We start from the raw sequence: 12693 nt of genomic DNA, 5'->3' as shown, positions 1-12693 counted from the left end.
CAAAGCCAGCGTGCGGCACGGGCACAACAACGTCAAGAGTTGCTGGTGGCACGCACTTCTTCCATGCTCGTGATGCCCATCAAAACCTTCTCGATCCCGTCTTGCCGCAAGGTCCGCATGCCCTCGCGCAAAGCTTGTTGCTGGATCTGTTCCGCGCGGCCGCCGGTCTGGATCATGTGGCGCAATTCACGGCTCATGGACATCAATTCGTGCAGGCCGGCACGGCCCTTGTAGCCCGTCTGGTTGCAGTGAGCGCAGCCCGGGTTGTGGTACTTCATGAGCCGGCCCTCGCGGCCAAAGCGGTCCACCCAATCCTTGTGAACATGGTCCCGATCGAACTCAGGCACGTCCTTGGGTGACACCTGCAGGAAGTCGCGCAGCAGGATGTCGATGTCTTCTTCGGTGGCGGGTTCGGCCACTTTGCATTGCGCGCACAGGCGGCGCACCAGGCGCTGCGCCAGCACCACCAGCAACGAGTCGGCAAAATTGAAGGGGTCCAGGCCCATGTCGATCAGGCGCGTGACAGTTTCGGGCGCACTGTTGGTGTGCAGGGTGGACAGCACCAAGTGGCCGGTCAGCGAGGCTTCGACGCCCATGCTGGCGGTTTCCTGGTCGCGCATTTCGCCCACCATGATCACATCGGGATCGGCCCGCAGGAAGGCGCGCAAGGCCTTGGCAAAGGTCCAGTCAATCTTGGGATTGATCTGCACCTGGCGCAGGCCGGGCTGGGTGATTTCGACTGGATCTTCGGCCGTCCAGATCTTGCGCTCGGGCACATTGATGAAGCTGAGCGCTGAGTGCAAGGTGGTGGTTTTGCCAGAACCGGTGGGCCCCACGCACAACACCAGGCCATAAGGCCGCTCCATCGCTTCTTTCAAGCGCGACAGGTTGCTCGGGCTCAGCCCAATATTGTCCAGCGGCAAGGGTTTGGCCGAGGCCAAAATCCGCATGACGATGTCTTCCATCCCGTTGTTGGTGGGGATGGCGGCCACGCGCAGCTCAATCTTGTGCTGCGGCACGAACTTGGCGAAGTTGATCTTGCCGTCCTGCGGCTTGCGTCGCTCGGAGATGTCCAGGTCGCACATGATCTTGATGCGGGCGATCATGGCGCTGCGGTAGTTGGGCGGCAGCTCCAGGTAGGGCATGAGCACACCATCCTTGCGGAAGCGGATCTTGATCTTTTCCTTGCCGGGGTAGCTCTCGACGTGGATGTCAGAGACGCCCTGCGCATGCGCCTCGATGATCATGGTGTTGATCAGACGCACCAGCGAGTTGTCGCTTTGCTCAATCGGGTGGTCGTCTTCGCGCGAGTTGGATTCCTCGTTCTGCTTCTCCAGGTCCTCCATCAACGAATTGGAGCTTTGAGGCTCTACGTCAAAGTCGCTGTTCTGAACACTCGTGGCGCGTCCATAGACATCGGCGCTGACGTCGGCGCCAATCTTGCTGTACGCGTCCTTGATCGCGAATTCAAGCTGGGTGTGCTGGGCCAACACCGGCACGATCTTGCACTGGGTGATGAATTCGAGTTCAGACAGGGTCAGGCGCTTGCTGGGGTCTTCAACCGCGACGATCAGACTGCCATCTCGCAGGAGCAAGGGCACCGTCATCAGGCGGTGAGCCACCGTGAACGGCACTTTGCGCAGCCCTTCAGCCTCGATCGGGAACTTGTCCAGGTCAACCAAGGGGTAGCCCATCTTGCGCGCCAGGGCCGTTTGCAAGTCAAGCCGCGACACCAGGCCCTGGCTGACCAACAACTCGCCCAGCGGCACGCTGCGATCTCGCTTTTGGCGCTCTAGGGCGTCTTCAAGTTGGGCATGGTTGATCATGCCCAGGGCCATCAGCGCTTCGCCGATGCGCACCATGGGCATCTTGCCCTGTTGCTCAATGGCGGCCAGCAACTGCTCAGGCGAGACCACCTGCTGGGTCAGCAGGATGTCGCCCAGCTTCTGGTTGCGCATCTGGTTTTGCACTTCAACCGCCTGCTCCACCTGCTCTTGCGTTACCGCCTTCGTGTTGACCAGGATCTCGCCGATCTTGCCGCCCACTTCGAATGCCGCCAACACCTCGCGCCCCACGAACAAGCGCTGCACCGCCCCCTCGTCACCCACGGGCGGGAACAGAAAAATGCCGAATTCGGCTTCCCGGTGGCCCATGGTCTGGCCTTCGATCTGCCCTCCGGCCTTGAACTTCACCTTGAAGTCAACACTGGCGCGGTGCCCCAGCATGGAGGCGTGAGGGTCCTGCCCATCCGCCGCCCGCTTGGGCTTGATGGGGTTGGTGAGCAACAAGGTGCGGAACTGGCCAAAGCGCAGGGCCATGGTGGTGCGCGACGGTGGCACCTGGATGTGGGCCACCTCCTCGTCAGGCACGAAAAAGCTCAGGCGCCCTTTCATGATCCGGCCATTGAGGCCTTCGATTTGGCAGGCTTCGTGCTCGGTTTGCTGGCGGGCGGCCGGGTAAGCGGCGAAAGGCGGTGTGGGCCACAGGAACGCACCACTTTCGTTGTCGATCATCGACTGATCCTGGTCCGCCGAATCGGCCGACCCGGGCGTGCTCGATTCGAGCTGGCTCAAGGCACCCTCCCAGTTCAGCGGCGGCAATGGTGAATCAGACATGACACTCCTAACGTTCCACGCACCAACGGCGGTCGTGAATGGTTGCCATGCTATGAAATAGCCTAGGATCGTGAAACTGCCATATGAGGCAGTTTTTCACGGCAAATGGAAATCAGGGGCCCCAGTGTCAGATTTTCGGGCGCCCAACGACCAAGAAATCAGCGGCCGATGCAGCCGCTTCACTGCCAACCACTTCTTTGGAGTCTACAAAATGAACCAACGTCAACTGCTGTCCTCCGCCCTCGCCTCCGTCATGGCTTTGGGCCTGGTATCTCAAGCTTCGGCCGACATGGGCGCTGAAAAAGGCAAGGAAAAGTGCTTTGGCATTGCCAAGGCGGGCGAAAACAGCTGCGCCAACCTCTCGGGCAGCCACTCCTGCGCCGGCCAGTCCACGCTGGACAAGGCGCCCGGCGAATGGAAGCTGGTGGCCAAGGGCACCTGCGCCAAACTGGGCGGCCTGACGGCTGAAGAAGCCAAGATCGCCGTGGCCAAAGCCGACAAGAAGTAAAGCGGATGGCGGACATCCCCGCCAGCGCCTTGGCCGGCATCGGCCTGCGCCAGCCGCACTACCAGGCTCTGATGGCGCACTTGCCGCCCTTGGGGTTCATCGAGGTTCACTCCGAGAACTTCTTTGGTGACGGCGGGGCGGCCCTGGCCGTGCTGACTGCCGCTCGGGCGCACTACCCCGTGAGTCTGCACGGCGTGGGTCTGTCACTGGGTTCGGCCTGCGGGCTGGACGCGGGCAACCTGGACAAGCTGGCCAGGCTGGTTGAGCGGATTGATCCCATTCGGGTGTCCGACCACGCCTGCTTTGCCCGGGGCGCCTGGCCGGGCGGCGACACCGTGCATGCCAGCGACCTGCTGCCCGTGGCCTTCACCCGCGCCTCACTCGACATCCTGGTGCGCAACGTCGACGAGGTGCAGTCGCGCTTGCGGCGCCCCATGCTGGTCGAGAACCTGTCCGCCTACCTGAGCTACGTGGACGATCAAATCCCCGAGCCGCAATTCCTGGCATCGCTGTGCCAACGCAGCGGCTGCCAGCTGCTGCTGGACGTCAACAACCTCGTGGTCAATGGATTGAATGCCGTGCGCCAGGGCCGATCAAGCTCGGACGAGGCCACGTTGGCGTCAGACCTGGAGGCTGCAGGCGCACACGCCCTGGCGTTTGTGCAGGCCCTGCCGCCCGGGCTGGTGGGTGAGGTGCACCTGGCCGGCTTTCAAACACCCACCGCCGCGAGACAACTGGTGGTGGACGACCACAGCGCCATCGTGCAACCGGTGGTGTGGCAGGTTTACGCCGCCGCCGTGCATCGCTTTGGCGCACAGCCCACCTTGCTTGAATGGGACCACAAGCTGCCCGAACTGGGCGTATTGCTGGACCAGGCCCGGCAAGCGGATGTGATCACCGCTCAGGCCGCCGCCGCGCAGGCCACGGCAGGTCACCATGAATACTGAAGCCCAACGCCAAGCTGGCGTCTTGCAAGACCTGTGGGGCTGGCCAGCAGCACCTGAAGCGACGCCCGGCTGGCGTGAACACGGCGAGCCTCTGCGCGCAGGCCGGGCCGCCTACCAAGGCAATGCCGGCGCCACGGCGGAACGTGTTTTGGCCGCCGCCTACCCCACCGTGCAAGCCTTGCTGGGCGACGAGGCCTTGGCCTTGCTGGCCAGGCAGTTGTGGCACCACCACCCCCCCACGCAGGGCGACCTCACAGCCTGGGGACAGATCTTGCCTGAGTGGCTGGCCGACCTGCCCGACATGCAGGACTGGCCCTATGTGCCCGATTGCGCGCGGCTGGACTGGGCTCGGCACACCGCGGAGCACGCTGGCGATGCCCCATTCGAGCCTGGTTCACTGGCCTTGTTGGGCACGCAAGATCCCGCCGATCTGCGGATTGAATTGCGGCCGGGCTTGAGCGTGATCCGGTCAGACTGGCCGGTGGTCAGCCTCTGGCAGGCGCATCAAACCGCAAGCACCCACGACAACCTGCCACCAGAAGCCGACCGGCTTAAAACCCTGCGCCGCGCCCTGGCTGCCAGGCAAGCCGAGACTGCCGTGGTGTGGCGCCGCGAATGGCGCGCCGAGGTCTGCGAATTGCCCAAGTGCATGGCGGGCTGGATGAGCGCACTCGCACCATCAGCCGCCCAATCCAGCCCCCTTTTGTCCACCCTGCTGGCCAGCGCACCCGCCGACTTCGACCTGGGTCAGTGGCTGGCGCTGGCCTTGCACCAAGGTTGGATCTGGCGCGTGAGCGTCACCGATCCCGCGGGCTGATCCCGATCTGGAAGACCGTGTCAGGCAGGCGACCGCGTTCATCGAAGGGCAGCGAGCGCGTCTTGTCGATGCCATCCAGCACGGCCTTGTCCCAGGCCGGCGAGCCGCTGGGATCCAGCAGGCGGCGCGACAGGATGGTGCCGTCGGGCGCGCAGCGGATCTCCACCCAGGCCGTCGGATTGCCATTGCCCTCGTCCATCAAAAAGGTGATGTTGGGGATGATGCGCGCCCTGATCTTGCCTTGGTAGCTGGCAGAGGGACCGGCGGATTGCTCGGACGTGCCCAGCGAGCCCAGGTCTTTCATCATGCGCTGCATGGCGACCTTGCGCCGGGCATCGCGCTCGGCCGATGACACGGTGGGCGCATCGGTGGGCGTCGCGGGCTTGGTCGGTGGCACAGGCGGGGTCTTGGGCTTCTTCGCGACCACCGGCGGCTCGTTGATGAAGGTTTCCTTGGGCTGCGCCGGCTTCTTCTTGGGCTTGGGCGGTGGCTCAACCTTGGCCACGGGCGGCACAGGCGTCTCCTTCTTGCGCTTGGCCTTGGGCACGGGCGCGCTCGGGATGTCGGCCTCGGGCTCTGGCACGGGTTCAGGCTCGGCCTGCGCCACTGGGGGTGGCGGTGGCGGGGTTTCTTTAACCGGCGTGGGTGGCGGTGGTGGCGGCTCTTCGGCGGGGGCCGCGGCCTTGGGCACTTCGGCCCAGACTTCGGCCTCGGCGATCACGGGCGTGTTCGTGCGCCAACTCACGCCAAAGGCCAGGGCCAGCACCAGCAAAAGGTGCGCCGCCAGGGCCAGGACCATGCCCAAGCCCAAGGTGTCTTCGGTCTTTGGCCGAAAAAACTCAGCACGCGCCACGGCCACGCTGCTCATCCCCCGGTCGTGTGCACCGTCAGCCCGACGCGGGCCACGCCTGCACGCTGCAAGGTGTCCATGATCTTGAGCACGGCGTCATAGCGCACATCCTTGCGCGCACTGATGATGACGGGTGCCGCCGTGGGGCCACCGGCCGTGCTGTCTTGCGCCGCCTTCACGCGCTGGGTCAGCTCGGCCAGTTTCATGCTGCCGCTGTCTTGCTGGTCGATGCGCAGGCTGACCTGCTCGCCCTCGCCCACCACCACCTCGATGACTTTTTCAGGCGCCTGTTTGGCCTTGCCCACGCTGGGCAGATCAACCACGCCCGTGGGCATCAAGGGCGCACTGACCATGAAGATGATGAGCAGCACCAGCATGACGTCGATGAACGGCACCATGTTGATCTCGTTCTTGGTGCGCCGGCCGCGCCCACCTCGCCAATTGCTTTGCGCCATGACCCGGCCTCAGCGAACGGTGGTGGCTGGGCGAGCCGCCTCGGCACCCGCCGCAGGCTGCGTGTTGCGCGCCAGGATGTTGGAGAACTCTTCGATGAAGGACTCCAGGTGGGTGGCGATGCGGTCGATGTCGCGCGAGAAATTGTTGTACGCCAGCACGGCGGGAATCGCCGCGAACAGGCCAATCGCCGTGGCCACCAGCGCTTCGGCGATGCCGGGCGCCACCGTGGCCAGCGTCACCTGCTGCATGTTCGACAGCCCCGTGAACGCATTCATGATGCCCCACACCGTGCCGAACAGGCCGATGTAAGGCGAGACCGAGCCCACTGAGCCCAAAAAATCCAGGCGTGCTTCGATGACATCCATTTCGCGCTGGTAGCTGGCGCGCATGGCGCGGCGTGAACCATCGAGCAAACTGGCCACATCGACGACGCGACGCTCGCGCAGCTTCAGGAACTCGCGCATGCCGGCCGCGAAGATGCGCTCTTGCGGCGACGGTGGCCCGCTGGCGCGTGAGGCATCCTGGTAAAGCTCTTGTAAAGTGCGGCCCGCCCAGAATTCGCGGTCGAATTCTTCGTTGTCGCTTTTCAGGCGCTTCAGGCCGATGGCCTTGCCGAAAATCACGCTCCAGCTGGCCAGCGACACGGCCAAGAGCAGCACGAGCACGATCTGCACCACCACGCTGGCATGCTTCACCAATTCAATGATGGACAAGTCTTGATTCATGGGCGGTCAACCTCCAGAGGCTTGTTGGTTTTGGAACAGCAAGGTATCACCCGGCCAGACTTCTTGCAGAACACGGTGCGGGAGGGAAAGCGGTCATCGGGCACATGTGCCCCGATTATCCCGGCAATCACGCCCGGCCCGCAGGCTCAGAGAAAGTCGGGGGGCTGCACGGCGTGCAAAGTCACCTCCAGGGTGCCTTCGCGATCGCGGCCACGCAACCACCAAACCGCCCCCTTCCGGATGGCCCAAGGCAGGTCTTGTCCGGCCAACAGGCGGGCGGCCACGAGGCCCAGAGCGGGTTGATGGCCGACCAGCAGCACCGGGTCCTTGCCACCCGGCCACCGCGCGGCCAACAGCAAGTCTTCAACCGAGGCGTCGGGTGCGATGGTGGCCACCGTCTTGAAGGATCGCCCCAGGGCCTGCGCCGTTTGCTGGGAGCGCTTGGCCGGGCTGACCAGCACCCGCGTGGTGTCGGTCAGGCGCTGGTTCAACCAGGCGGCCATGCGCTCAGCCTGCCGGTCGCCCTTGGGCGTGAGGGCCCTGGCCAAATCATCGGCGAATGATGCGGGCGAGCCGTCTTCGGCGACCAGGGCCTGGGCTTGGGCATGTCGCCAGAGGATCAGGTCCATGGTCGTCTTGCTGGCTGGTTGGATCAATCCACCGCGCGGTGAAGCTCCATCAGCGCACGCTGGGCGCTGGGGCCATCCACACCCACACGTTCATAACGCCCGTCGCCCAACTGCTGCCAGGCGTCGCAGCTGTCCATCAGGTAGGGCACCAGGCATTCGTCGATCACGCGCTGGCGCAAGGCCAGGTCGCGCACCGGCCAGGCCACCTCGATGCGCCGCGTCATGTTGCGGTTCATCCAGTCGGCGCTGGACAGGTACAGCGCCTCATCATGCTCGCTCTCGCCCCAGCGGAAGTACAAGATCCGCGTGTGCTCCAGCATGCGCCCCACCACCGAGCGCACGCGGATGTTGTCGGTGAAACCAGGCACGCCGGGCGGCAACACGCAGGCACCGCGGATGATGAGGTCGATCTTGGCACCGGCTTGGCCGGCTTCGATCAAGGCCACGATCAAAGGCTCGTCGGTCAGGGAGTTGAGCTTGAGCACGATGCGCGCGGGGAGGCCGGCCAGCGCCGCCTCGCCCACGCGGGCCATGATCCGGATCAACTGCTTTTGCAAACCAAAGGGCGCCAGCATCAGTTGCTTGGGCGATCGCAGTTGCGTCAGGCTGGACAGTTGCTGAAACACCATGTCCACATCGGCCGTGATTTCCTGGCTGGTGGTCAGGTAGCCCACGTCGGTGTAGACACCCGCCGTGCGCGGATTGTAGTTGCCAGTGGACAAGTGGGCATAGCGGCGCAGGCGCGTGCCTTCGCGGCGCGTGACCAGCATCATCTTGGCGTGGGTCTTCAGGCCAACGATGCCATAGACCACCTGGGCCCCCAGGGCCTCCAGGCGCTCGGCCCAGTTGATGTTGGCCTCTTCGTCAAAGCGCGCTTTCAGCTCCACCACGGCCAGCACTTCCTTGCCACGGCGCACGGCTTCCAGCAGCAACTCCATCAGCACGGACTCGCTGCCAGTGCGGTAGATGGTTTGCTTGATGGCCAGCACATCAGGGTCGTGAACGGCCTCGCGCAGGAACTCGACCACCGTGTCGAAAGACTCGAAAGGGTGGTGCAACATGATGTCGCCCTTGCGCAGGTGCTCCAGCATGCCGCCCTGCTGGGGCAGGCCTTTTGGCCAACCAGGCAGGTAGGCTGGAAAGCGCAACTCATCGCCACGCACCTGGTCGATCAGTTGCGTCAGGCGCACCAGGTTGACGGGGCCGTTGACCTTGTACAGCGCCTGCTCGGTCAAGCCAAACTGCTCCAGCAAAAAGTCGGACAGCTCGGGCGGGCAACTGCTGACCACTTCCAGGCGGATGGTCTGGCCAAACTGGCGCGTGGTCATTTTGGTGCGCAAAGCCTGGCGCAAATCGGTCACGTCGTCTTCATCGACATCAATGTCGGTGTCACGCGTGACGCGGAACTGCGAGAAGAACAGGATCTCGCGCCCCGGGAACAGCTCGTGCAAGTGCGCCCGGATGACGCTGGACAAAAGCACGAATGACTGGCGCCCGTGGCTGATGGCTTCGGGCAGCAGGATCACGCGGGGCAGCACGCGCGGGATGCGCACGATGGCGATCGAATTGTCGCGGCCAAAGGCATCGCGCCCACCCAGCTTGGCGATGAAATTCAGCGTCTTGTTGGCAACCTGTGGAAAGGGGTGCGAGGGGTCCAGACCGATGGGCACCAGCAGCGGGCGCACCTGCTTGTGGAAGAAGCTGGACACCCACTCGCGCTGCATCAGATCGCGGTCGGCGTGGTTGAGGATGTCGATGCCTTCTGCCTTGAGCGCCGGGCCCACGACCTCGTTGAAGATCCGGTATTGCTCCTGCACCAGGCGGTGCGCCTCGCCGGAGACATCGGCCAGGTACTTGGGACCAATGCCGGTGCCCTGCATGCGCGAGGCCTCAAGCACGTCGGCGTAGCGAACCTCGAAAAACTCGTCGAAGTTGGAGGACACGATGCAGATGTAGCGCAGCCGTTCAAGCAGGGGCACATCGTCGCGCTGGGCCTGGGCCAGGACGCGCCGATTGAACTCCAAAATGGCCTGTTCGCGGCTGAGCAGTTTCAAGCGCAGGGCTCCTGATGCCTTGGGCACCTCATCTGACGGAATCATGATTTCATGGACAGGGCAATCCCCTTCAACAACACGGAATGGGGCGCCTCAGTGTACGCAAACATTGTGACAACCGCTTAACGGGCAGCCTGGGTCAATGAGCGGCCTCCCAATTGAGACCGGCCCCAACCTCGGCCAACAAAGGCACACGCAATTGCGCCACCGAAGCCATCAGGGCCGGCACCTGCGTGCGCACCCAGTCCAGCTCGGCTTGCGGCACCTGCAGCACCAGTTCGTCGTGCACCTGCATGATGATGAGGCTGGCCTTGTGCTCGGCGTCCAGCGCCTTCTGCACATCGACCATGGCCAGTTTGATCAGGTCGGCCGCGGTGCCCTGCATGGGCGCGTTGATGGCGGCCCGCTCCGCACCCGCGCGGCTGGGGCCATTCGGGCTGTTGATCTCGGGCAACCACAGGCGACGGCCAAACACGGTCTCGACGTAACCTTGGGCTTTGGCCAGGGCGCGGGTCTCGTCCATGTAGCGCTTCACGCCGGCAAAGCGGTGAAAGTAGCGCTCGATGTAGGACGACGCCGCTGAGCGCTCAATGCCCAGGTTCTTGGCCAGGCCGTGTGCGCTCATGCCGTAGATCAGGCCGAAGTTGATGACCTTGGCGTAGCGGCGCTGCTCGCTCGAGACCTCGTCCACCGGCGCGCCAAACACCTCGCTGGCCGTGGCGCGGTGCACATCTAGCCCCTCGGCGAAGGCACGCAGCAGGTTCTCGTCCTGCGAGATGTGGGCCATGATGCGCAGCTCGATTTGCGAGTAGTCGGCCGAGACGATGAAGTGCCCCGGCGGGGCGATGAAGGCCTCGCGGATGCGACGACCCTCGGCCGTGCGCACGGGGATGTTCTGCAAGTTGGGGTCGTTGCTGGACAAGCGCCCCGTGACGGCCACGGCCTGCGCATAGTTGGTGTGCACCCGGCCTGTTTCAGCGTTGATCATCAGCGGCAGCTTGTCCGTGTAGGTGGACTTGAGCTTGGCCATGCTGCGGTACTCGAGGATGCGTGCCGGCAGTGGGTAGTCCTCGGCCAGCTTTTCCAGCACCTCTTCGTTGGTGGAAGGCGCGCCCGTGGCGGTCTTCTTGACCACCGGCAGGCCTTGCTTGACGAAGAGAATTTCGCCCAGTTGCTTGGGCGAGCCCAGGTTGAAGGGCTGGCCGGCCAGCTCGTAGGCCTCCTGCTCCAGTTGCACGATGCGCTGGCCCAGCTCGTGGCTTTGCTGCTGCAGCAGCGATTTGTCGATCAACACGCCGTTGCGCTCGATGCGCTGCAGCACGCGCGAGGTGGGCATCTCGAAGCGTTCGTAGATGTCCCTCAGGCCCGGCTCGGCCTCCAGCATGGGCCACAGCGTCTGGTGCACGTGCAGCGTCAGGTCGCTGTCTTCGCTGGAGTACTGCGCGGCCACCGGCACGGCCACCTGCGCAAACGGGATCTGCTGGGCGCCCTTGCCGGCCACGTCCTCGTAGCTCAAGCCGGTGCGGCCGGTGAAACGCTGCGCGAGGCTGCCCAGGTTGTGCGGGCGGTGCGCCTCCAGCACGTAGCTTTGCAGCATGGTGTCGTGCGCGTAGCCGCGGATGTGGATGCCGTGGTTGGCCACCACGTGGGTGTCGTACTTGATGTTCTGGCCGACCTTGGCGCTGTCGGCGTCTTCCAGCCAAGGCTTGAGGCGCGCCAGCACCTCGTCAAGCGGCAGTTGCACCGGGGCATACGGGCCCTCGTGGCGCAGCGGGATGTAGCAGGCCGAGCCCACCTGGTCGGAAAAACTCAGGCCCACGATGCGGGCCTTCATCGGCTCAAGCGAGTCGGTCTCGGTGTCGAAGGCCACGAGCGGCGCGGCCTGGATGCGGACGAGCCAGGCGTCGAAGGCGGGCCAGTCCAGGATGGTGTCGTAGTGGGTGTCCATGCCGGGCTCGGCGGCAACCGAGGCATCGGCAGGCAACTCGGCACCCGCTTCTGCATCTGCGGCGGCCCCGGCACCAAACAGGTCCTGAGTGCCATTGACCACATTGGCCGTGCCTTTTTTCTTGGCGGCGGGCGGCGCGGCCTTGGCAGCCGATACGCCGGCGCCCAGCAGCTTTTCGAGCTCGGCCTTGGCCGAGCGGAAACCGAAGCGCGTGTAGAAATCCAGCAAGCCCGGCAGGTCGGGGGCCTTGAACGCCAGCGCGTCCAACGCAGGCCACTCGGGCACGTGACCGGTGAGGTCGCAATCCAGCTTGACGGTGATCAGGCGGCGGCCCTGTGGCAACCAGTCCAGCGCCTTGCGCAGGTTCTCGCCCGTGGCGCCCTTGAAGGAGTTGGCTGCGGCCATCACGCCGGCCAGCGTGCCATGCTCCTGCAGCCACTTCACCGCCGTCTTGGGGCCGACCTTCTCGACGCCAGGCACGTTGTCCACCGTGTCACCGACCAGGGTCAGGTAATCGATGATCAACTCGGGCGGCACGCCGAACTTGGCCAGCACCCCGGCGGTGTCCAGCACCTCGGGCGGCTTGGCCATGGTGTTGATGAGGGAGACCTGCGGGTTGACCAGTTGGGCCAGGTCCTTGTCGCCGGTGGAGATGACCACCTTGTGGCCAGACGCGGCGGCCACGCGGGCCAGCGTGCCAATGGCGTCATCGGCCCCGATGCCGGGCACCTCCATCACGGGCCAGCCCAGCAACTTGACGACCTCGTGGATGGGCTCGATCTGTGCGCGCAGATCATCCGGCATCGAGGGGCGATGGGCCTTGTACTCGGGGTACCACTCGTCGCGGAAGGTGGGGCCTTTGGCATCGAAGACGCAAACGGCATGGTCGGCGTCAATGTGGTCGCGAAGCCAGCCCAGCATGTTCACCACGCCGTGGATGGCGCCCGTGGCTTGACCCTGCGGCCCGCGCAGGTCGGGCATGGCATGGAAAGCGCGGTACAGGTAGCTGGAGCCATCCACCAACAGGAGCGTTGGCAGGGCATCGGAAGGTGAGGCCAGATCGTTCATGGCCCGCATTGTGAGGCCTGCTGGCGCAGGCCTCTTGGGGTCAGAACTCGCCTTGGAAACCGCCCGACAGCATATG

Annotated in this window: 10 protein-coding genes; 3 read left to right on the top strand and 7 right to left on the bottom strand. The window is 64.6% G+C overall.

The features are described 5' to 3' along the window. Positions 1-32: 32 nt before the first annotated feature. On the bottom strand, positions 33-2615 hold the full coding sequence (locus H7225_RS00765) for an ATPase, T2SS/T4P/T4SS family (protein ID WP_366481274.1): 2583 nt from the start codon (positions 2613-2615) through the stop codon (positions 33-35). A gap of 211 nt (positions 2616-2826) precedes the next feature. Here H7225_RS00765 and H7225_RS00760 point away from each other — a divergent pair, with 211 nt between their 5' ends. The 3 genes from H7225_RS00760 to H7225_RS00750 are packed head-to-tail and all read left to right on the top strand — an operon-like array spanning position 2827 to position 4887. Beyond that, complete coding sequence (locus H7225_RS00760) at positions 2827-3123, top strand: DUF2282 domain-containing protein (RefSeq protein ID WP_290658630.1); 297 nt, start codon at positions 2827-2829, stop codon at positions 3121-3123. Positions 3124-3128: 5 nt separating this feature from the next. Further along, positions 3129-4070: a DUF692 domain-containing protein gene (locus H7225_RS00755; RefSeq protein WP_290658628.1), complete on the top strand. Its 942-nt coding sequence runs from the start codon at positions 3129-3131 to the stop codon at positions 4068-4070. Next, a complete protein-coding gene (locus H7225_RS00750; RefSeq protein WP_290658626.1) occupies positions 4060-4887 on the top strand; it encodes a putative DNA-binding domain-containing protein in 828 nt (275 codons plus the stop codon). Before H7225_RS00755 ends, H7225_RS00750 begins: the two co-directional genes overlap by 11 nt. Here H7225_RS00750 and H7225_RS00745 read toward each other — a convergent pair. The 6 genes from H7225_RS00745 to polA form a co-directional block, all read right to left on the bottom strand. After that, the gene (locus tag H7225_RS00745) at positions 4868-5755 is read right to left on the bottom strand and encodes an energy transducer TonB (RefSeq protein WP_290658625.1); all 888 of its coding nucleotides are present in this window, start codon (positions 5753-5755) and stop codon (positions 4868-4870) included. The two genes, H7225_RS00750 and H7225_RS00745, sit on opposite strands and share 20 nt — an antisense overlap. Further along, the gene (locus H7225_RS00740) at positions 5752-6192 is read right to left on the bottom strand and encodes a biopolymer transporter ExbD (protein ID WP_290658624.1); all 441 of its coding nucleotides are present in this window, start codon (positions 6190-6192) and stop codon (positions 5752-5754) included. Before H7225_RS00740 ends, H7225_RS00745 begins: the two co-directional genes overlap by 4 nt. Positions 6193-6201: 9 nt before the next feature. Then, positions 6202-6918, bottom strand: a complete 717-nt coding sequence (gene tolQ / locus H7225_RS00735; protein ID WP_290658622.1) for a protein TolQ — start codon at positions 6916-6918, stop codon at positions 6202-6204. Positions 6919-7064: 146 nt separating this feature from the next. Beyond that, positions 7065-7547 carry a histidine phosphatase family protein gene (locus H7225_RS00730; RefSeq protein ID WP_290658620.1) on the bottom strand — a complete coding sequence of 161 codons (483 nt, stop codon included), beginning with the start codon at positions 7545-7547 and terminating at the stop codon, positions 7065-7067. Positions 7548-7570: 23 nt separating this feature from the next. Beyond that, positions 7571-9646, bottom strand: coding sequence for a polyphosphate kinase 1 (gene ppk1 / locus H7225_RS00725; protein WP_290658618.1), 2076 nt, complete (start codon positions 9644-9646; stop codon positions 7571-7573). Positions 9647-9740: 94 nt separating this feature from the next. Next, positions 9741-12617 carry a DNA polymerase I gene (gene polA, locus H7225_RS00720; protein ID WP_290658616.1) on the bottom strand — a complete coding sequence of 959 codons (2877 nt, stop codon included), beginning with the start codon at positions 12615-12617 and terminating at the stop codon, positions 9741-9743. Between the last annotated feature and the right edge of the window lie 76 nt (positions 12618-12693).

This window comes from Aquabacterium sp. (assembly GCF_014378415.1).
GTDB lineage: Bacteria > Pseudomonadota > Gammaproteobacteria > Burkholderiales > Burkholderiaceae_C > Aquabacterium.
This window is presented reverse-complemented; position numbering and strand designations above follow the sequence as displayed.

Coding starts and splice junctions, on each gene's coding strand:
- H7225_RS00730 (WP_290658620.1), bottom strand. CDS start 7,547: ATGGACCTGATCCTCTGGCGACATGCCCAAGCCCAGGCCCTGGTCGCC.
- ppk1 (WP_290658618.1), bottom strand. CDS start 9,646: ATGATTCCGTCAGATGAGGTGCCCAAGGCATCAGGAGCCCTGCGCTTG.
- polA (WP_290658616.1), bottom strand. CDS start 12,617: ATGAACGATCTGGCCTCACCTTCCGATGCCCTGCCAACGCTCCTGTTG.
- H7225_RS00750 (WP_290658626.1), top strand. CDS start 4,060: ATGAATACTGAAGCCCAACGCCAAGCTGGCGTCTTGCAAGACCTGTGG.
- tolQ (WP_290658622.1), bottom strand. CDS start 6,918: ATGAATCAAGACTTGTCCATCATTGAATTGGTGAAGCATGCCAGCGTG.
- H7225_RS00760 (WP_290658630.1), top strand. CDS start 2,827: ATGAACCAACGTCAACTGCTGTCCTCCGCCCTCGCCTCCGTCATGGCT.
- H7225_RS00765 (WP_366481274.1), bottom strand. CDS start 2,615: ATGTCTGATTCACCATTGCCGCCGCTGAACTGGGAGGGTGCCTTGAGC.
- H7225_RS00755 (WP_290658628.1), top strand. CDS start 3,129: ATGGCGGACATCCCCGCCAGCGCCTTGGCCGGCATCGGCCTGCGCCAG.
- H7225_RS00745 (WP_290658625.1), bottom strand. CDS start 5,755: ATGAGCAGCGTGGCCGTGGCGCGTGCTGAGTTTTTTCGGCCAAAGACC.
- H7225_RS00740 (WP_290658624.1), bottom strand. CDS start 6,192: ATGGCGCAAAGCAATTGGCGAGGTGGGCGCGGCCGGCGCACCAAGAAC.